Here is a 24,153-nt window from a genome sequence, read left to right on the forward strand (position 1 = left end):
TTTTCCTCACGCAATTTAAGTATCTTTGAGGCGAAAATAAACTGCGCCGCGCTGCAAGGTTGGCTCGCTGCCGTAGCTCGTAACGGTGAGCGATCGCACATTTTCTAACACAGGTTTGGCGGCAATTCTAGCGAGTCTTGCGAGTGGAATGCGATCGCCAGAAATGCGCTCGATCGTCGGCCAGTCGAGATACAAATAGCCGTCATTGGGTCGATCGAGGGCAGCGATCGCCTGCTCAAAGTTTTCGCTTTCGGTAATCGGTTCGCTGCGGGCGTTCAGCGCTTGTCGCATCGCTTCGACTGAGGTGGCGAGAATTTCGTACTTGCCGACGCTGGCGCGGACGCCTTGCACTTCCGCTTTCAGGTCAACGCCTGCGCTGCTGCGGCTGTTGGCCTCGGTGGAAAGTTTTGTCCAGGTGGTCACAGCCTGATCATCGAGCGTCAGGGCAACGATGCTGAGGCCGCGATCGCCCGCAATTTCGTCAAATCGCGCAATCTGCTCGCTGGTTTCGGATGTGCGCTCGGTGACGAAAATCCAGTCGGGTGCAGCTTTGCGCTCGATCGGTGCGACCATGCCCAGCGCAAATTCGCCCGTCACCCAGTCGAACAAATCTTCGGGCTGCAAGCTCCAGCGAGCTTCGAGGTCGGTTTGGAGGCGATCGACAAACTCGGCCAGCGGCTTGTACGGAGAAATGCCCTGCGCGATTTCAGTTCGGAACTGCCGCAAATCTTCGCCACCCGCCGCCAGCGGACTTTTAGCGGGAATGAACTTGAGCGCTCCAACCGATCGATCGATCGGCGGTTTGGCAGTAGGCAGCGTTTGACCGGATGCCGCCAGCAAAACCGTATCAGCCAGCAGACCTTGGCGATCGAACTTCAGTGCCGCCGCCAAACTTTCGTAGCGCTGGCTTAAATCTGCGACCTGCGTTTTGTCCAAGAGGCCGGAAAGCGCGGCAAAATTCACGAAAGCGACGCCCATTTGCCGCTTGGGAAACTGCTCGATCGCCCGCTGATAAGCCGCCGTATTGCTCAAGCCCAACTCCGGAGCCTGCACGTTGTTGATCGCTTCGCGCAGCACTTTCGGGTGATTGGCAAACAGGACAAAGCGACTGCCGACCAGCGCCATTGCGGGCAGCTGCGTTCCAGTCGAATTGCCCTCGCTGTAAATAATCTTGACTCCGGCGAACTGCTCAAACGTCAGGTTTGCACCTGCGATCGCCTGCTTCTGCCAAAATAGCTGCAAAAATTCTCGCGCCTGCCGCGAATCACGACTGTCGATCGCCAGCAAATATCCGGCTTGTGCGCCGTTTGTGGAGTCGCGATCGAAATCCGGCGCAGTTACGGCAAACGTCACTTCATTGCCAATCCAAGGCCGAATGTCTTGCTCGTAATTTAGCCCGGTGCGCTGCAACAAATTTTGCTTGAGGCGATCGAACTGCTGGCGGGCGCGATGCCGCTCAGCCGGACGCACGGAAGCCAGCCGAAATGCTTCCAGCCGATCGGGATTTACCAAAAGCGACACAACCGCCGGAGCCTGACGGGGCACAAACACAATTGCTGCCGGAGCGCGATCGCCGCTGTTCAACACGGTGAACGGATTCCCCGACGCCAGCCACACCAAACCGCCCAGTCCCGCCAGCAGCAGCGTCGCCACGATCGCAATTAGCAAATAAAAAAACGCCCGCAGTCGAGGCGGCGTGTTGGAGCGCAACGGAGCCGGAGTGGAAACCATAAGTACAGCGCGATCGGTTGGAATACCAACATTCTGCCAGATGGCGGAGAGGAACTTCGATCCGGCTGTTCCCCTTCTCCCCTAGGGAGAAGGGGTTGGGGGATGAGGGGCGGCTGTCACAAGTCGATCGCGCCGATCGATCGCGACTTGATAGGCTAGAAGCGGCGTGAGGCAAGACGAACTGTGTTTTTTAGCGTCATTATTCCGACTTACAACCGCAAACCGATTCTGGAAAAGTGCCTGCGGGCGATCGAGCATCAGCAGTTTGATTTGCCGTATGAAGTCGTTCTGGTGGATGACGGTTCCACTGACGGCACGATCGATTGGTTCAAAGCGCATCAGGCCGAGTTTCCGCATACGCGCCTGTTTTGCCAAGATCATCAGGGGCCAGCGGCGGCTCGCAATCTTGGAATTGAGCGATCGATCGGTGACACGATTATTTTCATTGACAGCGATCTGGTTGTGACCGATCGCTTTTTGCAAGCTCACTTTGAGGCATTGCGCGACGGTGAGCGGAAACTGGGAAGCGATCGCCTGTTCACCTATGGCTGGGTGATCAATACCGCGAATTTTGACAATCCAACTGCGGAGCCTTACAAAATCACGGATTTTTCCGCCGCCTATTTCGCAACCGGAAACGTGGCGATCGCTCGCAAATGGCTCGATCAGGCCGGACGATTTGACACGCGCTTTCAGCTTTATGGCTGGGAAGATTTGGAACTGGGCGTTCGGCTGAAGCAGCTTGATTTGAAGCTGATCAAGTGTCCGGCGGCGGTGGGCTATCACTGGCATCCGCCGTTTGCATTGGAACAGATTCCCCGGATGATCGATCGCGAAATTCAGCGTGGACGTATGGGCGTGTTGTTTTACCAGAAGCATCCCACGTGGCAAGTCCGCATGATGATTCAGATGACCTGGATTCATCGCGTGTTGTGGGGCTTGCTGTCGCTGGGCGGACGGCTGAACGAGCGCACAATGGCTCCCTTCCTGCAATGGCTAATCGAGTCAGGCAGGCCGCAACTAGCGCTGGAGATCGCTCGGATTTTCCTCAACTGGTACAACGTCCAAGGCGTGTATGCGGCTCAGCGCGAATTCAAGATGAGCTAGCTGAGGGTCGATCGCTCCTGCTTCAAAAAATTGGATGCCTCCCAAATTCAAATTCAGGAGGCGAATCGATCGAACTTTTAGCGAATGTTCAACTGGTTTTTCGATCGCTTCAACTGATGCCAGAGCGATTCGATCTGCTCGTAGGCTTCGGCTGGAGACAGTTTGCCGTTGCTCTCTAGACCGCTGATGAAACTCACACGCTGAGAAAATTCCTGCAAGTTGGCGTCGAACACTAAATTTTCGGGCTTCACTTCGCCCCGATAGCGAACTTGGGGAAACAAAAATCGATCGCGGTCTGACATGATTGCGGCCTCCAGCCTACATAAAAACCTCTAGTCTTAATCGCTAGTTAACCTCATCTTAACCTAGCCACCTTTCAACTCCCATCCACGTTACGGAAGATTAATGCATCGCTTTGGAATGTATTCAGCTTGACAGTCGCGTGGCGATCGCCGTCCTCGAACAGTTGCTCGGTAGAATAATTGAGCCGCTTACCCTGCCAACTGCCATGCCTGAGAAGCTGTACGAAGGAAAAGCCAAGATTCTCTATCCTACTGACGATCCCGATATTTTGCTGACGGTTTTTAAGGACGATGCGACGGCATTTAACGCTCAAAAGCGCGGCAGCATTCGCGGCAAAGGCGAAATTAACTGCGCCATCTCCAGCCATTTGTTTCCACTGCTGGAGGCCAAAGGCATTCCGACGCATTTCATCGATCGCCCCTCCGCCAATGAAATGCGCGTCCGCGCCGTGCAAATTATTCCCCTGGAAGTCGTTGTCAGGAACATTGCGGCGGGTAGTTTGTGTCAACAGACTGGATTGGCAGTCGGAACGATTCTCAATCCGCCCTTGGTGGAGTTCTATTACAAGAATGATGCTTTGGGCGATCCGCTGCTCACGATCGATCGGCTGCATCTGCTGAACTTGGCGACCCCCCAGCAAGTTGATCAGCTTCAGACAATGGCAAATCAAATCAATCAGGTGCTGATCGAATTTTTTCAAAACTGCGGCATTACGCTGGTGGATTTCAAGTTGGAGTTTGGGCTGGATCGATCGCAAACTCTGCTGCTGGCCGATGAAATTAGCCCGGATACCTGCCGCCTGTGGAATCAGGCTGAATCTGATCCCCAGCGGCGCGTTTTGGACAAAGACCGCTTTCGACACGATTTGGGCAACGTCGAAGATGCCTATCGGCAAGTGCTCGATCGCGTTCTGGCACAGCCAACCCAAGCGCCAAGGTGAACAATGCTGTAAAATCTGCTGAGTTTACCTGTCGTTAAAGCAGGGCTGGCAAGCTTGAGTGATGCCGTTTGATTGGCTGTTTGTGACTTAATTGGCTTTTCGTGAGTCGTGGTGTGTGGAAGTGCAAAAACCGTTGAATATTATGCGTTTTTCTCCGATTCTTCTGGCAGTTCTATCTGCCTCGGCCACTGTTGGCTTGTCCAGTCCGACCCGTGCGGCTGAAGCGATTTCTGCATCCGCTCCTGAAGTTGGGATTGCAGCCACAGGGACGATCGCGACTGGCACAACCGCTACCGTTCCCTCTGCGCTACGCGATCGTCCCGCTGCCGTTTTACCCGCTGCTCCCGAAGTGGCACAGGCTCCAACCGAATCCGCGCCGTCTCCTGCCTCGCAAGAAGCCGCGCCAGATGCCGACGACTCTGGCGAAAATCTGCCGGGAAATCCGCCACCGGGAACGCAAACGCCATCGCAGTCGGATACCGATCGCATCCAGATTGAGCTAGACGATCCGCCCACGATCGAGATTACGCCGACGCCCGACGCTTCACCGACTCCAGCGGCTCCTCCCGTCACGCCGACGCCTGCACCCACCCCGACGCCGACGCCGACCCCCAGCGCCGAGCAAGAACCGCGTGTTTTGGTGGCGGAAGTTGTCGTCAGCGGAGCGACAGGCGAGCTAGAGGATGAAGTTTATCAAGTGATCGAAACGCGACCGGGACGGACGACGACGCGATCGCAACTGCAAGCCGACATCAACGCCGTTTTTGCAACAGGGTTCTTCTCGAATGTCCGCGCCGTGCCGACCGATACGCCGCTGGGCGTGCGCGTCACGTTTGAAGTGCAGCCGAATCCCGTCTTGCAGCAGGTGCAAATTCAAGGCACTCAAGTTTTGCCACCTGCGGTGATTGATGAAATTTTTCAGCCGCAGTATGGCCGCATTCTCAACCTGAACGATTTTCAAGCGGGCATTGAAGACCTGAACGAGTGGTATCGCAGCAATGGCTATGTCCTCGCCCAGGTGATCGGTGCACCGCAGGTTTCTTCCGAAGGCGTTGTCACGCTGCAAGTGGCGGAAGGCGTGATCGAAGATATTCAGGTGCGCTTTTTGGACGATGAGGGCAATGCGACCGATGAAGAGGGCAATCCGATCGAGGGCAACACCCGCGAGTTCATCATCACCCGCGAATTTGAATCGCAGTCGGGCGATGTGTTTAATCAGCAGCAGATCCAGGCCGATTTGCAGCGCGTCTTCGGGCTGGGCATCTTTGACGATGTGCGCGTCTCGCTCAATCCCGGTCAAGATCCGCGTCAGGTGGATGTGACGGTCAACGTAATCGAGCGCAACACAGGCAACATTGCAGCGGCAGCAGGCTTTAGTTCGGCCAGCGGTCTGTTTGGTTCGCTGAGCTACACCGAGCAAAACTTGGGGGGCAACAACCAGCGCCTCAGTGCAGAAGTGCAGGCAGGCACCCAGGGCGATTTGCTGTTTAACTTGGGCTTCACCGATCCTTGGATTGCAGGCGATCCGTATCGCACGTCCTACAGCATCAACGCCTTCCGCCGTCAGTCGATTTCGCTAATTTTTGATGGTGGCCCGGACGAGGTGGAGCTGGAAAATGGCGATCGCCCCCGCGTCAACCGATTGGGCGGCGGCATCAGCTTTAGCCGCCCGCTAGAAGAGTGGTTGGGCTTAGAAGGCTGGCGAGCCTCGCTGGGCTTGCAGTATCAGCACGTCACGATCACTGATGGCGATGGCGATCGCGTCACTGAAGACGAAGAAGGCAATCCCTTGAGCTTCAGCGGCGAAGGCGTGGATGACATTACGACGCTTCAGCTTTCGGCTGTAAGCGATCAGCGCGGCTTCACGGACAATCAGGCGACGAGCGGATCGCTGTTTCGCCTCAGCACCGAGCAGTCAATTCCGATCGGGTCAGGCAACATCTTGTTCAACCGCTTGCGTGGCAGCTACAGCCAATATATTCCGGTGAATTTCACCAACTTCACCGATGGTCCTGAAACGCTGTTCTTCAATCTCCAAGCAGGAACCGTTCTGGGCGATTTGCCTCCATACGAAGCGTTTTCACTGGGTGGAACCGATTCAATTCGCGGCTATGGTTCGGGCGACTTGGGCAGCGGTCGCAGCTTTGTTCAGGGCACGGTTGAATATCGCTTTCCGATTTTTGCGATCGTCGGTGGCGCTCTGTTTGTCGATGCTGGAACGGACTTGGGCAGCGGCGATACCGTTCTGGGCGATCCGGCTGGCGCACGAGACAAGCCGGGAAGCGGCTTTGGTGTGGGTGCAGGCATCCGCGTGAATTCGCCGCTCGGCCAAATTCGCGTTGATTTTGCCGTCAATGACGATGGTGACAACCGCATTCACTTCGGCATCGGGGAGCGCTTCTAATGCAAGCCAAACCCGCTGCTGTCGATCGCGCCCTCGATCGACAGCAACAGCAAACCCTCGCAGGTGAATTTGTGCGATCGGGCGTTGGCCTGCACTCCGGCGAAACTGCTTCGGTGCGCGTTCTGCCTGCGCCGCCCGAAAGCGGTCGCTATTTCGTCCGCGTGGATTTAGCGGATGCTCCGGTGATCCCCGCTGCGATCGGCTCGGTTTCTCAAACGACGCTTTCAACCGAACTGGCTGTCGGTTCTGCTCATGTCCGCACGGTCGAGCATTTGCTGGCGGCACTGGCAGCACTGGGAATTGACAACGCCCGCATCGAGATTGACGGGGCAGAAGTTCCTTTGCTTGATGGATCGGCACGAGAGTGGGCCGAAGCGATCGCTCAAGCTGGCATTGCTGCCCAATCCACTAACCGTTCGATTTTTCGATTAGAAGAACCGCTCTGGGTGCATCATGGCGATGCGTTTGTGGCGGCGATTCCGGCACCGGAACTGCGCTGGAGCTACGGGATTGATTTTGAGTTGAGTGCGATCGGCAATCAGTGGTTTAGCTGGTCGCCAAATCGCGAATCGTTTTTGGAGGCGATCGCGCCTGCAAGAACTTTTGGGCTGGCGCACCAAATTGAACAGTTGCGCCAAGCCGGATTAATTAAGGGCGGAAGTCTTGAAAATGCGCTGGTTTGCGGAACGGAAGGATGGTTGAATCCGCCGTTGAGATTTTCAAATGAGCCAGTCCGTCATAAACTTTTAGACTTAGTAGGGGATTTAAGTTTGCTCGGCGTGTTTCCGGTTGCTCATGTGCTGGCCTACAAAGCGAGCCATCAGCTTCATACCCAGCTAACGCGCTTGCTAGCAGATTTTTCCCATACTGTCTAAAAGCTTCACTGTCAACAGCCCTACCTGTACTTGCTCATGTCCATTTTGACTGACGTTCATGCTGTTCCCGCTGCCGAGCCTGAGCAGGAATTGCTCGATCGATCGCCCATGCCCAAAACGACCTTTAGCCTCGAAGAAATTCACAATCTGCTGCCGCATCGCTATCCGTTTTCGCTGGTCGATCGCATCATCGACTTTACTCCGGGCGCAAGAGCGGTCGGCATCAAGAACGTCACGTTCAACGAGCCGCACTTTCAGGGGCATTTTCCCGGACGCCCGATTATGCCTGGTGTGCTGATTGTCGAGGCGATGGCGCAAGTTGGCGGCGTGGTGCTGACGCAGCTACCCGACATTCCTGTTGGGCTGTTTATGTTTGCCGGGATTGATAAAGTCCGATTTCGTCGTCCGGTTGTTCCCGGCGATCAGCTTGTAATGACAGTGGAACTGCTGACCATTAAGCGGCGTCGTTTCGGTAAGATGCAGGGCAGAGCCGAGGTAGACGGTCAGCTTGCTGCCGAGGGCGAACTGATGTTTTCTCTGGTTGACTAAGCTTCTGCTCGATCGACGATCGCAACTCCACCCAGTTCCCTGCCCCCGCTGTGTCAAACTTGACTACCCTCATTCACCCCACTGCCGTTATTCATCCTGGAGCAGAACTGCATCCCACCGTGCAGGTTGGCGCGTATGCCGTAATTGGTGAAAGAGTGAAAGTTGGGGCGGGCACAATCGTCGGGGCGCATGTTGTCCTTGACGGGCGAACGGAGATCGGCGTTGGCAACCAGATTTTTCCGGGTGCGGCGATCGGCCTGGAACCGCAAGACCTCAAATATGACGGGTCGCTGAGTCTGGTCAAAATTGGCGATCGCAACCTGATTCGCGAATACGTCACCATCAACCGCCCGACGCGATCGAACGAAATTACCTCTGTCGGCAACGACAACATGCTGATGGCCTATGTGCATGTCGCCCACAACTGCACGATCGAAGACCGTGTGATCATCGCCAATTCCGTTTCGCTGGCGGGACATGTCTATGTTGAGTCGGGCGCGAGATTTAGCGGACTAATTGGCGTGCATCAGTTTGTCCGGGTTGGCCGAATGGCAATGGTGGGCGGCATGAGCCGGATCGAGCGCGATGTGCCGCCCTACATGCTGGTGGAAGGCAATCCTTCAAGGGTGCGATCGCTGAATTTGGTTGGCCTCAAGCGGGCTGGCGTGGAGGATCTGACCGCCCTAAAAAAGGCGTTTCGGCTACTGTATCGATCGGGCTTAACTTTGAACGAAGCGATTGCCCAATTTGATTTGCTGCCCGACACCGAACCGCTGCGCCATCTGCGAAATTTTTTGATTGAAACGCAGCAACCTGAACGGCGCGGCGTGATTCCAGGGAAGCGATCGAAGGTGAAGAGTGAAGAGTGAAGGGCGTCGGCGGATTTTTATCAGCACCGGGGAAGTGTCCGGCGATTTGCAGGGCGCGATGCTGGTGGAAGCGCTGCATCGACAGGCAAACTCGATCGATCTCGACTTAGAAATTGTGGCATTGGGCGGCGAGCGAATGGCCGCTGCGGGCGCGACGCTGCTGGGCAACACAAGCGGAATTGGTTCGATCGGGCTGGTGGAGTCGCTGCCGTTTCTGGTGCCGACGTTGCGGTTGCAGCAGCGTGTACGGCGAGAATTGCAGCAGCATCCGCCGGATTTAGTTGTGTTTATTGATTATTTGGGACCAAATTTGGGGATCGGGCAGTTTGTCCGCCAGCAGTTGCCGACTGTGCCGACGGTTTACTACATCACGCCGCAAGAATGGGTTTGGTCGGTGAATCCGCGCAACACGCAGCGAATTATCGAGTTGAGCGATCGTCTGCTTGCGATTTTCCCCGGTGAGGCGAGCTATTACCAAAAGTGCGGCGCATCCGTCACCTGGGTTGGGCATCCGCTGGTCGATTGGGTGCAAACGGCTCCGACGCGGAAACAAGCTCGATCGCAACTGAACATTCCGCCAGAGCAAACGGCCATTGCTCTTCTTCCAGCTTCGCGACGGCAAGAATTAAAGTATCTGCTGCCCGTGATTTTTGAAACGGCCAAGCGGCTTCAGGCCAAAATTCCGCAGATTCATTTTTGGATTCCGCTTTCACTAGAAGCGTTGCGATCGCCCATTGAACAAGCAATCCGTGAATTTGGCTTGCAGGCGACGATCGTGGCCGATTCGCGATCGGTCATTGCGGCAGCGGATTTTGCGATCGCCAAGTCGGGAACGGCCAATTTGGAAATTGCGCTGATGAATGTGCCGCAGATTGTTCTCTATCGCGTCAATTCTGTTACAGCTTGGATCGCTCGGAAGATTCTCAAATTTTCGATTCCGTTTGCTTCGCCGCCAAATTTGCTGCTGATGGAAGCGATCGTCCCCGAATTTTTGCAAGAAGACGCGACCGCAGAACATTTGACAAATTGCGCGATCGAACTTTTGCAAAATCTTGATCGCCGTCAGCAAATGCTCGCGGATTACGCCCGGATGCAAAAAGCAGCAGGGGAAGTGGGCGTGTGCGATCGAGCCGCCCAAGAAATCTTGAAGCTGGTGAAATAGTCGGAATCGTTCGGTAAAAGAAGAGATGAAGGTTTGATTCTTCTTTTGGCCGTCTTTCTATGCTGCGATCGATTCCGTTTTCCCGAAAACCTGGCTGGTGGCTGACGCTGAGGCTCAAGCCGTTAGCGCTGAGCGAGTGGATCGAGATTGACGAGAATTTTGCTTCTCAGTTGCAGTTGAAGGCGGAACTGCTGCGCGATCGCCATGACGAAATGTTTGCTGCTTTGCCCGGATCGATCGCCGCTCAGCAAGAAGTCCTCGATTTGCTGATCGATCATTTGCTGAACTACTATCCACAGCACTACCAGCGACAATCCGGCCATTTGCTCAACTGCGCGACCGGAGAAGTTTGGCATCTGGCTGATTTCGCTGAAAAACCGCTGGATTTGGCAGGGCGATTGGTGCAGGAAGATTGGTGCGTGCTGCTGCCGCAAGCGGGTGAGCATGTGTTGGTGGCGGGGTCAGTATGTTTTCCGTCTCGCTGGCGGCTGCAAGATAAATTGGGGCGATCGCTCTTGGGCGTTCATGCACCTGTTCCGGGCTATGCCGAAAAGCTGGCGCGTCCGGTTGATACCGTTTTCGATCGCCTCCGCGCCAACCATCCAAGCATTCGCTTTAACTGGAGCATTGTGGATACGCCGGATTTATGTTTGATGACAGCGCACGGCGAGGCCGGAGTTGATCCGACGATTGCCCTTGAAAATGCAGGTGACAAGCTTTGGCTGCGCGTGGAACGGCAAACGCTGCGGCGACTCCCGCAAACGAACGGCATTTTGTTTGGCATTCGCACCTCGATCGCGCCGCTGTGGCAGGTGAAGGCCGATCGATCGATGGCTCTTCAGTTAGCGGATGCGCTTGAACAGATGCCTGTCGAAGGCCGCGCCTACAAAAGTTTGCTGCCGATCCAGTCTGTGTTGCTGGCGTATTTGCGCGGCTAGGGCGTGGTTGCAAAGCGCTAGCAGGAGTGGTGGTTCGGCTCCCTCCTTAGCAAGGAGGATTGGGGAGGATCAATGCCTTTGGAAACACGGCCTAGAATGTCTGGATTGACGATTGCTGGAGTTGAAGCGATCGATAGTTTCGTTCACGATCGCAATGCCTGTTGATTTGCTAAAGTCTGTGCGTCGATCGCGGCGGCGGTTCGGATCTTCTCTGGTTCTGTGCATCTGTTCGCTCGGCTTGGTGTGGGTGCTGTGGCAAGCGCCAACTGTGCCACGTGGAGCTGTCACCTCAACTGAACTGCGCGGCGTTTGGATGACCGATGTTGGTGCGGCGTTGATGTACTACACGACGCGACTGGATGAAGCGATCGCCCATCTCGCCAAGCTGCGGCTCAACACGCTCTATGCTTCGGTTTGGAACGGAGGGCGAACGCTGTATCCAAGTCCAATTGCTCAGCGGGCGATACCGTTCCGGGAGCGCTTCGCGATCGGCAGTTTGCATCCGCTTTGGTACAGGCTGCCTCGGCCTGATCCCCTGTCGGGACTGTTGAAGCAAGCGCATCGGCAGCATTTGCGGCTGATTCCCTGGTTTGAGTATGGGCTGATGATTCCGCCACAGTCAGCGATCGCCTTGCAGCATCCCGACTGGCTCAGCGCGACTCGCGACGGACAGCAGCAAGATGAAACGAACCAGCAGGCCTGGCTGAATCCGGCTCATCCAGAAGTGCAGAAGTTTCTCACTGATTTGATTGTGGATGTAGCGAAGCGCTATCCGATCGATGGCGTTCAGCTTGACGATCACTTTGGGTTGCCGATCGCGTTTGGCTATGATGCCTACACGGTGAAGCGCTATCGGGCAGAGCATTCCGGCCAAGCGCCGCCTGCCGACCCGACCGATCCAGACTGGATGGCATGGCGATCGAGCCACATCACTCAGTTGATGACGAAGATTGTGCAGGGAGTTCAAGCAGCACGCCCAGAGGCGATCGTGTCGCTCTCGCCAAATCTGCCGGATTTTGCCTATCGAAATTATTTGCAGGACTGGACGCGCTGGGTGGATTTGGGTTTGCTTGATGAAGTGGTTGTGCAGGTGTATCGATCGCAGCCGTCTGCTTTTGCGGCTGAACTGTCGAATGCGCGATTACGACAACTGCGATCGCAAGTTCCAGTCGCGATCGGAATTTATACTGGGCCATTTTTCGCGCCCAAATCGATCGAACAGATACGGCAGCAGATCGATCGCATTCGGCAAACGCAATTTGCGGGCGTCTCGTTTTTCTGCTGGGAAACGACGTTTTGGTGGTTCCGCAGCCCGACCGAGGAGAACAATCGCGTCTATAGTCGCTTGTTTCCACAGGCAAGTCGACCGCGTTAGCGCTCCCGGTACGGTATCGCGATAGCGCAGAGGGAACGGTATCGCGTCAGCGAAGTAGTTCCAAGCCTGCTTTGACGACTTCCTCAACTGAAATGTCGAGGCATTCCAGGTTGTAGGGACAGGTGAACGCATAGCAGGGGCTACAGGATGTGGGACGGCGCAGCAGCTTGGCACGAGTCGATCGCGGCTGCCACTGGCATTCGAGTTCGGTTCCGGCAAACATGACAACGGTGGGCGTGCGCGTGGCGTCGGCAATGTGCATGGTGGAGGTGTTGTTGGTCAGCAGCAGGCGAGCTTGAGCAATTAGGGCAGTCAGTTCGCCCAAGCTGGTTTTGCCGATCGCATCAACAGCGCGATCGCCCAAAATTTTGAGGACGCTGCGGCTGCGATCGCGGTCTTTCTCAACGCCCGTCACGATTATGTCGAATCCAGTCCGGTCGGCAAGCTGGCGGGCAGCTTGGGCGAATCGATCGCCGTCGTAGTTGCGCGACTGGCAGCTTGTCCAAGGGTTAAGGACGAGGTAAGAATTTGGAATTGGAAATTTGGAATTCGGAATTTGCAGGGAGAGGGAGCGATCGCGAATGGTGAATCCGACCGATTCGAGCAGACGGAGGTTGCGATCGACCTGGTGAATTTCGTCGGGCGCGGCGGCAACTTCAGTTGTGAGAACGGTTCCGCCCGTTTCTTTCGATTCGCCTAACCGTAGAGGAATTCCAGCAAGCTGGCAAACTAAAGCGGGCGGGTGCGGGCTTTGGCTGAAGCTGGTGAAGATGATGGCCGCATCGAAGGCGTGCGATCGCAATTCTTCAATGAGCTGCCATTCGCGAGACGGATCAAAGTCGAGACGGCCTAAATTTTGCCAGAGCGATCGCACAGGCAGCACCTGATCGACCCAGGGCAGCAGTTCCGCCGCCAGTGCGCCACCCGGACTTGCCATCAGCGTGATTTTCGCCTGCGGTAAGTTTTCTTTGAGCGATCGCAGAGCAGGACTGGTCATGATCACATCGCCAATGTTGTCCATCCGCAGCACGAGCAGATTGCGAACAGAAGACCATTGAGAAATTAGGGTTTGAGGCTTGGGAGCTAGAAGCGATCGAGCGGCTTGCAACACGGTTTCTGGTGAAATATCGGCGAGACAAGTTTGCCAGTCGGCAATTGAACACTGAGCGCTGTACCAGCAGGCTTGAGCAGTAAAGTTTTGCGGCTGGCGATCGGGGCAGTCGGGCGCACCCTGCAAATTGATGTGTGGCGCAGGCTGACCATAGCGATCGTGCCAGGAAGGACCAAACAGCGTGATGGTTGGAACGTCAAGGGCAGCGGCAATTCGGGCGGGGCCAGTATCCGCCGCAATGCACAAATCACCTTGAGACAAACTAGCTGCTAGCTGCCGCAGCGATCGCTTGGGCAAAACGGTTCCATCGATCGCGGCAGCAATTTGTTTCGACAAATTCGCATCCGACCCGATCGGCACAACGACACTCACGCCATCTTGCCGCAGCGCGTTCCCAACGGTGATGAAAGAATCGGTCGGCCAGCGCTTAATTGCCATGCCCGCATCGGGAATCAGAAACGCGATCGGACGTGGCAGCGCTGCAAATTCGATTTGCGCCGCGCGTTGTTCGGCCTCAGTCAGATACAGACGCGCAGGAAGGATCGATTCCTTCGTAATCAATCCTTCCTTTTGCAAAATTTGGCAGAAGCGATCGCCCACAAACTCATCGTCTGGCGGCGATCGCCACAAATTCGTCACCGTTCGAGCCGCACTGCTCGCCCGAATGACTTCCTCAATGCCGTCATAGTTTGTGTCGGACACAATCAGATCGAAATGGCGATCGCGCAGCAGCGTTTCAACCGCCTGCCGTGCTTGACCTGGAGGTGCAACTAGGACTTCTGCGATCGCCGGATCATGCTCCAGCAGTTCTGCTCCAGGGGCAAACGTGAGAACACACAATTTTGCGGCGGAGTGCGAGTCCGTTCCGGCAGCGCTTCGCGAGTCCGTTCCGGCAGCGCTTCGCGATCGCGCCAGTGCCTGGATCGCCCCAAGCGCAATCAGCACATCACCCAAACCACCCAGAAGTTCAACAAACAGAATTGATTTCATCCGCGAAAAGTAAGGGGGTTAAGGGGAGCAAGTCACACGAGGGACTCGGCGGGAAAGTCAATGTGGTGCACCTCAGCCACAAATCAAACTACAGCGGCAACAACTGCGGCGCATCCAAACGGCGATCGATCACCGTCGTCGGCAACTCCTGGTGATACACGCCAGACGGCAAAACTCCACACCCGCCATATTTCGCCATCACCCGCAACTGCGCCAGCACATCTTCTCCACAGTGATTCATTGGCAGCGCCTCCCAAAAGCCAAATCCGCCTACATCCCGCAGCTTTGCTGCATCAAACAAAATTGCCCCCGCCACCCAAGCGACTTTATACTTGCGAATTTCACCTGCTGCCAACCCAAGATTTTGCTGAACATGCAAAACATTTGCGGCATTGTGCAGCTTATAGCGCTCCCAAGCGGGCGTACCCGATCGCACTATTTCCGGCTGAACAGGCGTTTCCCAAAACTCGATCGCCTGCTGATGCGGACGCACATCGTTGGCAAAACTCAGTCCAATATTGGCACAGCCGACAAACCCACACTGCTCTTGCTGCATTGCGTTCCACAGGCGATCGACCACATCTGCTTCCAAAATCCAATCGTCATCCATAAACAGCACATACGGAGCCGTTGATTGATCGAGCAAAAACTGGCGATGTTCGGCCAAACCGCGCCGAGGCAAATGGCGATGTGTCGTCACCTGATGCCCGTGCAGCCGCAAAACGCGCAAGACTGCTTGGACTTCTCCAACTGCGATCGCGTCATGCTCTTCTGTTTGATCCGAGATAATCACGTTGAAATCGCGCCGAGTTTGAGCGCACAACGCCATCAGCGTGACGGCAAGCGCGGCAGGACGAGAGTAGGTGGGAATGAGGATATCGATCGAAGCCATGATTTAAGAGTGAGCGACTAGGGAAATTGCGGGTTGGGTTTCGTTGAGCAGATCGATCGCCGCTTCCACAACGGATTCGGGCGTGACGAGCCGCAGGCAGTGGTGGTGTCCTTCGGGGCAAATGCTTTTGTAGCAGATGCGGCAGGGAACATCGTGAAACAAAACGCGATTGGGAACGCCCCAAGGCGTGTGTTGCGGATTGGTGAGCGCATACAGGTCTACAACTGGAGTTTCAACGGCGGCGGCGATGTGGACGGGACCAGTGTTGTTGGAAATCAGCAGGGGCGCAAGCTGAAGTAGGGCGCTTAGTTGCGCGAGGTTGAGGCGATCGACCAGCGACACCGAATTCACTTTCATTTCTGCCTGAATGAATTCCACCAGTTCCTTTTCGCTTCCGGTTCCCGTAAAGATGACCTGAATGCCTTGCTGAACGAGCATCCGAGCCACTGTCGCAAAATATTCGGGCGGATAGCGGCGGGAAGGAGCCGTTGCGCCCGGATGAATGACAAGCCAAGGGCGATCGATCTGGATTTCGCGATCGAGCAGTTCGAGGACTTGCTGTTTGGCAGGTGGCGGAACGGTCAGGCGCATTTGTGGATCGATCGCTTCTGCGCCAATCGAGGCGACGAGATCAAGCTGTCGCTGAACTTCGTGGCGAGTAAACTGTTCGGGTTCAGGGTCTTTAATCCAGTCGGTGAGAAGCTGGTAGGGGTTTTCGTGGCAGTGGGCAAGCCGGAGGGGAATGTTTGCCATATAGCATAAGAAGGCGGAGGGAAGCGGGTTTTGGCTGTAGACGGTGAAGATGATGGCGGCGTCGAAGTTGGACTGGCGGAGGCGATCGATCATCTCGAATTCGGGCTGGCTGTTTGCTCTGGGTGCGGTGGCTTTGAGCCAGGGGGAATCGTAGATGATGAGGTCGTCGAGTTCCGGGATTTGCGGTGCGATCGCGGCTCCGGCTGAGGAGGTCATGAGGGTGACACGGCGATTGGGGACGGATTGTTTGAGCGATCGAATCGCGGGCGTCGTCATGATCACGTCGCCGATCGTGTCGAGGCGAATGCAAAGGAGGTTTTGGGCGGTTTTCCAGTCGGGCATGGTTTTGGGATTGTTTTTAGCGAAGGGATTGTTTTTCTGTTGGCTAACTTGTTGATCCGAACCCTTGGAGGCTAGGGGCGTTGCCCCTCCTCCAAACCTCCAACCCCAGCAGGGAGAGTGCCTTTCCCTGCACCCTACGCAAGGGGCGATCGGTGAGCGTCAATGAGCGCTACGCATTGGCTTTCCCGCCGCGTCCCTCGTTTCCGAACCGCTTCCTTCTGCCTTTCGCCGACACTCGACATCGCCTCACCCCCTCACCCTGCTGCCTGCCGAATTCTTGCGATTAAGCTTGCGGTTGAGCCGCCTTGGAAGGGGAGGATGACGATCGCGCCGCCCAATTCTTCAAGCAAGGGGGCTTCGGGTAATTGTTCGATCGCGTAGTTGCTGCCTTTGGTGAAGAGGTCGGGGCGGATGGCGCGGATAAGGTCGCACGGCGTGGATTCGGCAAAGGGGATGACGTAATCCACGCAGTCAAGGGCGGCAAGGATGGTGAGGCGATCGCTCAAGCTGTTGACGGGGCGATCGCTGCCTTTGAGTTGGCGCACGGTTTCGTCGGTGTTGACGCCAACGATCAAAATGTCGCCGAGGGCTTTGGCCTGCTGGAGGTGGGCAATGTGGCCTTGGTGGAGGAGGTCGAAGCAGCCGTTGGTGAGGACGATGCGTTTGCCTTGTGTCCGCTGGCGCTGAATGCGGGCAACCAGTTCGGTGAGGGTGGAGACGCGCTTGCGATCGCTGAGCAAAAACTGCCGCAGTTCCCAGCTTTGGCAGGATGTGGTTTCCGGTTGGGAGACGACGATCGCGGTGGCAGTGGCGGCGAGCGAGGCGGCAGTGGCAGTGGCGGCGTTGGCGACGAGGGCGAGGGCAAGGGTGCTGACAAACGTATCGCCTGCACCGCTAGCTTGCGGACAGGGAACAGGCTGGGCATAAGTGCGGTAGGGGGATTTGCCTGCCTCAAAGACGATCGCACCGTCTTGATCGAGCGTTGCTGCAACGATTTTTGCGCCTGTCAAAGTCAGGAGACGATCGCCGCAGGCCATGATCTGCTCGACGCGCCCACTAGTGAGCTTGTTAAGTCCCAAAAGCTGTACGGTTTCGGCATAGTTGGGCTTGACGGCAGTGACGCCGATCGATCGATACAAACTCAGCCGCTTCGAGTCCACCACGATCGGGCGGGGAGTTTGCGCTTGCAGCAGTGTTAGGGTTTCGATGATTCTGGGCGTGAGAACGCCGTAGCCGTAATCGGAAACAATCACGCCGTCACAGCAGGGGAAGTGCTGGATGAGGGAATCGATCAGTTGCTGTTCGATCGATCGCCTCACTACACCTGTATCGCCCTGATCCACGCGCAAGAGCAAATGACCCGCTGCTAAAACCCGCTGTTTGGCGATCGTCACGCGCTGGGGATCGCTCACCAGCGAATTGATGTTGACGCCGCGATCGCGCAATACCTGCCGCAGTCGATTGCCTTCCACATCTTCGCCCGTCACGCCCAACAGATACGCCTGTCCGCCCAAGCTCTGCACGTTGGCCGCCGTATTTGCTGCACCACCGGGGAAGTCGTGGCGATCGCCCACTGCCACAACGGGAACGGGTGCTTCGGGGCACAGTCGCTCGGCGCTGCCGTGCAAATAGCAGTCGAGCATCGCATCTCCAATCACCAGAATGTTTTGCCCGCTCCAGTTGTCGATCGCGCTGACAAAATCTGCTTTCATCGTGTTCAGGCCATTTGTGCTTGAGTGGGTTGATCGATCGCCGTCACAATTCGCGCCGCCTCGGTCAAGTTTGCAACAATGTGATTGGGCAGGCGCGATCGCTTCAAAATCCATTCGGTCTCGTTGCCGTTGTCAATCAAAATTGTTCGACAGCCCGCTGTCCGCCCTGCCTCAACATCGTTGAGAATGTCGCCGATGAACCACGATCGCGCCAAATCAATGTCGTGATCTTTGGCAGCTTGCAGCAGCATTCCAGGCTTTGGTTTGCGGCAGTCACACTCGATCGCAAATTCATCCACCGTTCCACCTGGATGATGCGGACAGTAGTAAAACCCGCTGAGCGACACATCCAGAAGTTTTTGCAATCGCTGCTCGACGTTCATCAATGCCCTTGCGGGAAAGTAGCCACGTGCAATGCCCGACTGATTGCTGATCACGATTAGCTTGTATCCGACGGCGTGGAGCGATCGCAATCCTTCGATCGCTCCTTGGCAAAGCCGAATGCGATCGGGATCAACGTTATACGGCACGTCTTCGATCAGCGTTCCATCTTTATCGAGAAAAATGGCTCGATTCATACCGCGCCTACGGCCAAGAAGTTTCACGCATTGGCAGGACGGTGACTTCGGGGATCACCGTTTCTTCAGGCTGCATCAGCACATAGCGAATCGTCTCAGCGACGTTTTGCGGCGGTTGCAGCACGTCCAGCGGCGTGTCAGGGAAGCGATCGAGAATGAACGGCGTTTGCATTCCACCTGCTACGATCGCCGTCACTTTGACGCCATGCGGACGCGCCTCGGTGTGTAAAGCGTGACTGAAGCCGAGCAAGCCCCATTTGCTAGCGTGATAAGCCGTTGCGTTCGGCCAAGCGCGTTTGGCGGCAGTCGAAGCGACGTTGACGATATGGCCGCGTCCCTGCTGCTTCATCACTGGAAAGACCGCTTTGGATAGAAGAAATGCACCGCGCAGATTCACGGACAGAACGCGATCCCAGTCGGAGATTTCCAGTTCTTCGATCGAAACCGTTTTATCGGTTCCAGCATTGTTGATTAAGATGTCGATCGCGCCGTACTGATCTAGCACTTTTTGTACCGCATCGCTGACCTGTTCGGCATTTGCCACATCAAGCGGCAGGGCGATGGCTTCTCCACCGCTGTCGCGAATTTGCTGAGCAATTTTCTCCGCTGCTGCAAGCTGAATGTCGCCGACGATCACGGTTGCTCCGGCCTGCGCGATCGACTGGCAGATCGCGGCTCCTAGTCCTTGGCCGCCTCCAGTGACGATCGCAATTTTTCTTTGTAAATCCATTGAAATTTCTCCTAAATCAAGGTAAAAGCGGAACGGAACTCGCAGTTTCCGGGCAATGGGCGATCGGCAGCGGGTGAATTGCTTCGCGCTGTGCCAGTTCTTCATACACCTCCCAGGCAGGCGGTGGACTTGCCAGCTTGGTTTCAATCAGGTCACACAGCAGATGAATCACCAAAATCTGCACTTCCTGAATGCGCGGCGTGTCGGCAGCAGGAACAACGATCGCCTCGGTCGCAAAGGGCAGCACATCGCCGCCATCGCCGCCCAGCAGCGCGATCGAATCAACATTCAGCCGTTGAGCAGCGGCAAATGCCTGGATGAGATTAGGCGATCGCCCGCTCGTACTGATGCCGATCAGCAAATCCTGCGGCTGGGCAAAAGTTTCGACCTGCCGCGCAAATACGTCTTCAAAGCCGATGTCGTTCGACCAAGCGGTGAGAAAGGCGGAATCGGCAGTCAGGGCGATCGCAGGCAGTCCGGCACGATTGAGGCGGCTGAAGCGTCCGACCAGTTCAGCGGCGAAATGTTGAGCATCCGCCGCACTGCCGCCATTGCCGCAGATCAGCAGCTTGCCGCCCTGCGCGAAACAGGTGTGAATGCGATCGGCGGCTTGTGCGATCGCTCCAGGCAAACTGCGGCGAGCCTGCTGTATGGCAAGAATGGCGGCGTCAAACTGGCGATCGATCCGATCGGTTGCGGCAAGCTGACTCAGCCGTACAGCCGAGCGAGACAAGGTGGCTTCATAGACTTGAGCGATCGCGCTTGTCACTTGCTCCCAGGTGAAATGCGTTTGAACGCGCCGACGTGCCTGCTGTCCCATTACCTGCTGCAAGTGCGGCTGGTCAAACAGCAAAGCCAGCTTTTCCGCCAGCAAATCCGGCTGGCGTGGCGGAATCAGAAATCCAGTTTCGCCATCTTTGACGGTAAATTTGACGCCGCCCACTGCCGACCCGATGACGGGAGTGCCGCAAGCCATCGCTTCGAGCGGCGTGATCCCAAACGGCTCGTACCAGGGCGTCGTCACAAATACATCAGCAGCACTGTAGTAATACTTCAGGGCTTCGCGCTGCCGCTGCCCGACGAACGTAACCTGCTCGGAAACGCCGATCGCTTTCGCCACCGTTTGAAGCCGCCCAATTTCCGGCGTCAAAATTGGGTCAGGTGATTCGGACTCCCCACCCACGATCAGCAGATGCGCCGTTCGATCGTGTCGATCGCGCAGCGTCCTCAAGCTGCGAATCACCGTTTCCACGCCTTTGCGCGGAACCATGCGGCCAAGCTGAAGAATCAGGCGATCGCTGGTTGGCAAACCGAGAGTCGATCGCGCTAGCGACTGCGGGATCGGCCAAAATTCACTGCTGTCAAAGCCGCAGGGCACAATCTTAATCCGGCTGGGATCGGCAGCATAAAGATTGAGCAAATCCTCTCGATCTTGAGTGCACTCGGCGATGATGAAGTCGGCTTCGCGCACGATCCGGTCTTCGATCGCCATCCGCTCGTCAGGAAATTGATCTGCCGTGCCCTGATGCAGTCTGCGAACTCGACCTAAAGCATGAAAGGTGATGCCAAACGGAATTTGCAGCGATCGCTTCACTTCCGCTGCCACTAAGCCCGACATCCAAAAATTCGCGTGAATCAAATTGTAGTGATTGCTTGGCGCTTCCGAAACGGTATCGCGCTGACACCACTCGATCACAAATTTGGTGAACTCTGCCATGTACGGCAGCAGCGCTTCTTTGGGTAACGGAACTGCTGCCCCAGCCGGAACGTGAACGACACGCACGCCATGCTGCCAAGTGACGATCGGGGGAAGATCGGCGCGATCGCGCCTGGTGAACACATCCACGCTGTAGCCGATCGCCGCTAGATGTTTCGCCAACTGTCCTACATAAACGTTCTGACCGCCGCTATCCACGCCGCCAAAACAGCCGAGCGGCGAAGCATGTTCACTAATTAAGGCAATGCGTTTCATGGCAGTGAGGGGTGAAATTTTTAGGAGCGAACGAAGCGTTGACTGAGAGCGCGATCGAACGCTTGATTCCAATCGCGGACAAAGCGATCGATGCCAAAGCGAGCCTGAGCGTAATCACGAGCTTCCCGGCTCAAACGGTGCGCCAGTTGAGGATCGGCGATGAGCTGCTGCATCCGATCGATCAGTTCTGCAAGATCTGTGCTGATGAAACCTGTGCGATCGTTTTCGACAACGGTGGCAAGTTCCGTTGTGGCAAGGCCGACGATCGGCAATCCGGTCAGCATTGCTTCGCAGACGGCCAGTCCCAAGCTCGTGTAGCGAACCGGATGAAAAAAGAATCGATAGCGGGCTTGAAAGGCAGGAAGTTGACTGTGCGGCACTTCGCCCAAGCCGCCCAGCGATTCTGCATCCATGCCAACCAGATCGATCGCCACTTTTTGACGGGCGCGATCGAACAAATCCGCTCCCAACCTGCGCCCGCGCTTGCGTAGCCCGTTGGCAACAACGATGCCGCGATCGAGTTCGCCACTGTAGCGCACTTCGTCGGGGATCATGACGCCATGTTCCACAACGCAAGTCGGCGTCCGGCCACTGTCCCACATCAAATCGTTAAAGTGCGTGACGTGAACCAGCAGCACGTCCGGATCATCGACCGGATGTTTAGTATCAGTCGGATGTTCGCGGGGTGGGTCATGTTCAAGGTAAAGGCGAGGGAGCGATCGCTGCTTCTCCGACAAAATCTCAAATTGGTCGTGCTCGTAGTTGCGGCGCGACTGAAATAAGATGCAGTCAAATTCCTGATTCCGCACGTCTTCAGCCGAAATGTCGTGCACATTGTCACTCCAGGCGAAATGTCCTAGCCGCCCGCCATAGCCTTCAGGTTTTCCAGGCTTCACAGGCAAATAAAATTCGTGCGGAGCCTGCGTCAGGTAGTAAAGGTAGCTGCCGTGAATGTGCCAGGTGAGAATCCGAAGTTTCGACATTGCTTAATTTGTCAGGGTGAGAAAGTTTTCAACCAGCTTGATCGATCGCAGCAAATGCAGGTGATGCGCTGTTACATCGTCGGTTTCGATCGGCTGAATGCAGTGCGACAATACGCCGCCGCCAAACTCGATCGACTGTCCCACGCGAATTGGAATGCCTGCCAGATAGCAGCGATACGCAGTTGGGTAAGGCGACTGCTTTGGAGCGGTGAGGACGATCGCTGCATCAAATCCACCGGGAAGCTGCACTTGAGCAAACGACAGGCAGACAATTTCTGCATGAGGAAGCACCTGTTGCAAAGTCTCAAGAATCCCGTCGGGCAATTCATCCGCTACTACCAAAAGCCGCTTCACTTCGTTAAGCATGGGCATACTCCGATTGCAGCAACTCAAACGCCTGCTCGATCGCCCGACTCAATCCGAGATCAGCATACAGCCGCGCATCAATGGCGCGATGCAACTGATGATCGATCGGCCTCCAGCGCTCCAAGTCCGAATCCGAAAACAACACGACGCTGGGCGTTTGCATCGCTGCGGCCAGATGTGAAACTCCGGTATCATTGCAAACCAGCAGTCGCGCCGATTGCAGCAAAACCGCCAGCGAACCCAAATCTGTTTTTCCCGCCAAATTAATCGCTCGATGTTGCATTCGAGTAGCAATCGCCTCGGTCAAATCTGCTTCGATCGCCGTTCCCGTCAGCACTACTTCAAATCCTGCTGTCGCCAGTCGATCGCCCAGCGCGGCAAACTGATCGATCGGCCAGCGACGAGACGCCACACTTGCACCGGGATGCAGGCAAGCGTAGCGATCGAACGGCCACTTGATTGTCTGCTCTTGAGTCGTTAGAGGAAATTCAAGCTGTTCGCCCTGTAGGGAAATTCCCAAGAATTTTAGGAGGTGGAGCGATCGCCGCACTTCCGGTAAATCATCGGGATAGGGCAAATAGAATTGCGGATCGGGGCAGAAGCGATCGGGCAAATAAAATCCTGCCGACTGTTTCGCCGCCAGCAGTGCCACAAAAATATTCATGAGGCTGCCGTTGCCGTGAAGCTGCAACGCCAAGTCAAACGATTCCATTTGACTCAAGAAATGGCTGATACGAACAGGATCGATCGCCACTTCTGGAATTCCTGGAAAACCTGGAAACTCAATCCACTCATCCACATATTCAGCGAAGCGATCGGCAACTCCCCGCGCCGCTGCTAATCCTAACAGTGCAATTCTTGCGTGTGGAAATGCCCGCCGCAGTGCCCGCAAAGCTGGAACGAGGCAAAGCAAATCGCCCAGGCCAGGAAGTGCCCGCACAACAACAATTGACTGTGGATTCAATCGATCGCGCATAGGAGAAGGTTGGTGCTTGAGCGCGATCCTACAAAACGTAATTTGATGAATTCATTGGGCAGATGCCTAACGAACAAATGAACTCTTCACGCCAATTTGGGCAAATGCACAAAAGGCGATCGGATACCAAGCAATGGAAGTGGCAGACAAACAACAACAGAAAGCGGTTTGAAGATCGGGTTGCTCAAGTTAACCGCTGCAACGGCTGATCGAGCAACCCGACAACTGAGTAAAGCTTCCAATTCGTGAATGACTGAGCATCAAATTTCACTCAGCAGCCTGAACGAACTAGGAGTGGGGTGAGGGGGGGTGGATGGGGTGAGATGTGCAACTTGGGGAAGTGTTTGGAGATATTTTCGAGATAGGGGTTGACACCTTTTGACTTTTCTCGTTATATTGGTCAAGCGGTCGAGAGGAGAGCCAAGCGAGCCGAGCGAAAGCGAAGCGGTGCGGCAGTCTTTGAAGGCCAAGCCTGAACCTAGACAATGACATACG

Annotated in this window: 21 protein-coding genes; 9 read left to right on the forward strand and 12 right to left on the reverse strand. The window is 55.8% G+C overall.

All coding sequences use genetic code 11. The features are described 5' to 3' along the window. Positions 1 to 15: 15 nt before the first annotated feature. Positions 16 to 1,731: a DUF3352 domain-containing protein gene (locus H6F67_RS17860; RefSeq protein ID WP_190767966.1), complete on the reverse strand. Its 1,716-nt coding sequence runs from the start codon at positions 1,729 to 1,731 to the stop codon at positions 16 to 18. Between the two features lie 183 nt (positions 1,732 to 1,914). Between H6F67_RS17860 and H6F67_RS17865 the strand changes: the two genes are divergently transcribed. After that, positions 1,915 to 2,838: a glycosyltransferase gene (locus tag H6F67_RS17865; RefSeq protein WP_190767967.1), complete on the forward strand. Its 924-nt coding sequence runs from the start codon at positions 1,915 to 1,917 to the stop codon at positions 2,836 to 2,838. A 77-nt stretch (positions 2,839 to 2,915) separates the two neighbouring features. Here H6F67_RS17865 and H6F67_RS17870 read toward each other — a convergent pair whose 3' ends face one another. Continuing rightward, entirely contained in the window at positions 2,916 to 3,140 is a 225-nt protein-coding gene (locus H6F67_RS17870) for a hypothetical protein (protein WP_190767968.1), read from the reverse strand. 206 nt (positions 3,141 to 3,346) lie between these two features. Between H6F67_RS17870 and purC the strand changes: the two genes are divergently transcribed. The 8 genes from purC (at position 3,347) to H6F67_RS17910 (ending at position 12,253) form a co-directional block, all read left to right on the forward strand. Then, complete coding sequence (purC, locus tag H6F67_RS17875; RefSeq protein WP_190768001.1) at positions 3,347 to 4,081, forward strand: phosphoribosylaminoimidazolesuccinocarboxamide synthase; 735 nt, start codon at positions 3,347 to 3,349, stop codon at positions 4,079 to 4,081. Between the two features lie 142 nt (positions 4,082 to 4,223). Next, a complete protein-coding gene (locus H6F67_RS17880; RefSeq protein WP_190767969.1) occupies positions 4,224 to 6,485 on the forward strand; it encodes a BamA/TamA family outer membrane protein in 2,262 nt (753 codons plus the stop codon). Further along, positions 6,485 to 7,360, forward strand: a complete 876-nt coding sequence (gene lpxC, locus H6F67_RS17885) for a UDP-3-O-acyl-N-acetylglucosamine deacetylase (RefSeq protein ID WP_190767970.1) — start codon at positions 6,485 to 6,487, stop codon at positions 7,358 to 7,360. The genes H6F67_RS17880 and lpxC overlap by 1 nt, the downstream gene beginning before the upstream one ends. Positions 7,361 to 7,468: 108 nt before the next feature. Beyond that, the gene (gene fabZ, locus H6F67_RS17890) at positions 7,469 to 7,909 is read left to right on the forward strand and encodes a 3-hydroxyacyl-ACP dehydratase FabZ (RefSeq protein WP_396798336.1); all 441 of its coding nucleotides are present in this window, start codon (positions 7,469 to 7,471) and stop codon (positions 7,907 to 7,909) included. A gap of 59 nt (positions 7,910 to 7,968) precedes the next feature. After that, positions 7,969 to 8,778: an acyl-ACP--UDP-N-acetylglucosamine O-acyltransferase gene (lpxA, locus tag H6F67_RS17895; RefSeq protein WP_190768002.1), complete on the forward strand. Its 810-nt coding sequence runs from the start codon at positions 7,969 to 7,971 to the stop codon at positions 8,776 to 8,778. Continuing rightward, positions 8,768 to 9,940 carry a lipid-A-disaccharide synthase gene (gene lpxB, locus H6F67_RS17900; RefSeq protein WP_190767972.1) on the forward strand — a complete coding sequence of 391 codons (1,173 nt, stop codon included), beginning with the start codon at positions 8,768 to 8,770 and terminating at the stop codon, positions 9,938 to 9,940. Before lpxA ends, lpxB begins: the two co-directional genes overlap by 11 nt. A 59-nt stretch (positions 9,941 to 9,999) precedes the next feature. Further along, positions 10,000 to 10,878, forward strand: coding sequence for a DUF3445 domain-containing protein (locus H6F67_RS17905; RefSeq protein WP_190767973.1), 879 nt, complete (start codon positions 10,000 to 10,002; stop codon positions 10,876 to 10,878). Positions 10,879 to 11,032: 154 nt separating this feature from the next. Beyond that, positions 11,033 to 12,253 (forward strand): glycoside hydrolase family 10 protein, encoded by a 1,221-nt coding sequence (locus H6F67_RS17910; protein ID WP_199304489.1) that lies wholly within the window; start codon positions 11,033 to 11,035, stop codon positions 12,251 to 12,253. Positions 12,254 to 12,299: 46 nt separating this feature from the next. Here H6F67_RS17910 and H6F67_RS27820 read toward each other — a convergent pair whose 3' ends face one another. The 10 genes from H6F67_RS27820 to H6F67_RS17960 all read right to left on the reverse strand — a co-directional run bounded on the left by H6F67_RS27820 (position 12,300) and on the right by H6F67_RS17960 (position 23,658). Further along, entirely contained in the window at positions 12,300 to 14,354 is a 2,055-nt protein-coding gene (locus tag H6F67_RS27820; protein ID WP_190767974.1) for a glycosyltransferase family 9 protein, read from the reverse strand. Positions 14,355 to 14,442: 88 nt separating this feature from the next. Beyond that, a complete protein-coding gene (locus H6F67_RS17920) occupies positions 14,443 to 15,246 on the reverse strand; it encodes a glycosyltransferase family 2 protein (protein WP_190767975.1) in 804 nt (267 codons plus the stop codon). A gap of 3 nt (positions 15,247 to 15,249) precedes the next feature. Beyond that, positions 15,250 to 16,341 (reverse strand): lipopolysaccharide heptosyltransferase II, encoded by a 1,092-nt coding sequence (gene waaF, locus H6F67_RS17925; protein WP_190767976.1) that lies wholly within the window; start codon positions 16,339 to 16,341, stop codon positions 15,250 to 15,252. Positions 16,342 to 16,595: 254 nt separating this feature from the next. After that, positions 16,596 to 18,053 carry a PfkB family carbohydrate kinase gene (locus H6F67_RS17930; protein WP_190767977.1) on the reverse strand — a complete coding sequence of 486 codons (1,458 nt, stop codon included), beginning with the start codon at positions 18,051 to 18,053 and terminating at the stop codon, positions 16,596 to 16,598. A 5-nt stretch (positions 18,054 to 18,058) separates the two neighbouring features. Continuing rightward, positions 18,059 to 18,631, reverse strand: coding sequence for an HAD-IIIA family hydrolase (locus tag H6F67_RS17935; RefSeq protein WP_190767978.1), 573 nt, complete (start codon positions 18,629 to 18,631; stop codon positions 18,059 to 18,061). Between the two features lie 7 nt (positions 18,632 to 18,638). Then, entirely contained in the window at positions 18,639 to 19,361 is a 723-nt protein-coding gene (locus H6F67_RS17940) for an SDR family oxidoreductase (protein WP_190767979.1), read from the reverse strand. 16 nt (positions 19,362 to 19,377) lie between these two features. Next, entirely contained in the window at positions 19,378 to 21,333 is a 1,956-nt protein-coding gene (locus H6F67_RS17945; protein ID WP_190767980.1) for a glycosyltransferase, read from the reverse strand. A gap of 20 nt (positions 21,334 to 21,353) precedes the next feature. Then, positions 21,354 to 22,316 carry a glycosyltransferase family 4 protein gene (locus tag H6F67_RS17950; protein ID WP_190767981.1) on the reverse strand — a complete coding sequence of 321 codons (963 nt, stop codon included), beginning with the start codon at positions 22,314 to 22,316 and terminating at the stop codon, positions 21,354 to 21,356. Positions 22,317 to 22,319: 3 nt separating this feature from the next. After that, positions 22,320 to 22,682: a hypothetical protein gene (locus H6F67_RS17955; protein ID WP_190767982.1), complete on the reverse strand. Its 363-nt coding sequence runs from the start codon at positions 22,680 to 22,682 to the stop codon at positions 22,320 to 22,322. Continuing rightward, positions 22,675 to 23,658: a glycosyltransferase family 9 protein gene (locus H6F67_RS17960; RefSeq protein WP_190767983.1), complete on the reverse strand. Its 984-nt coding sequence runs from the start codon at positions 23,656 to 23,658 to the stop codon at positions 22,675 to 22,677. The genes H6F67_RS17955 and H6F67_RS17960 overlap by 8 nt, the downstream gene beginning before the upstream one ends. Positions 23,659 to 24,153: the final 495 nt, after the last annotated feature.

The sequence above is a fragment of the Microcoleus sp. FACHB-1515 genome (assembly GCF_014696105.1).
GTDB lineage: Bacteria > Cyanobacteriota > Cyanobacteriia > Elainellales > Elainellaceae > JAAUTJ01.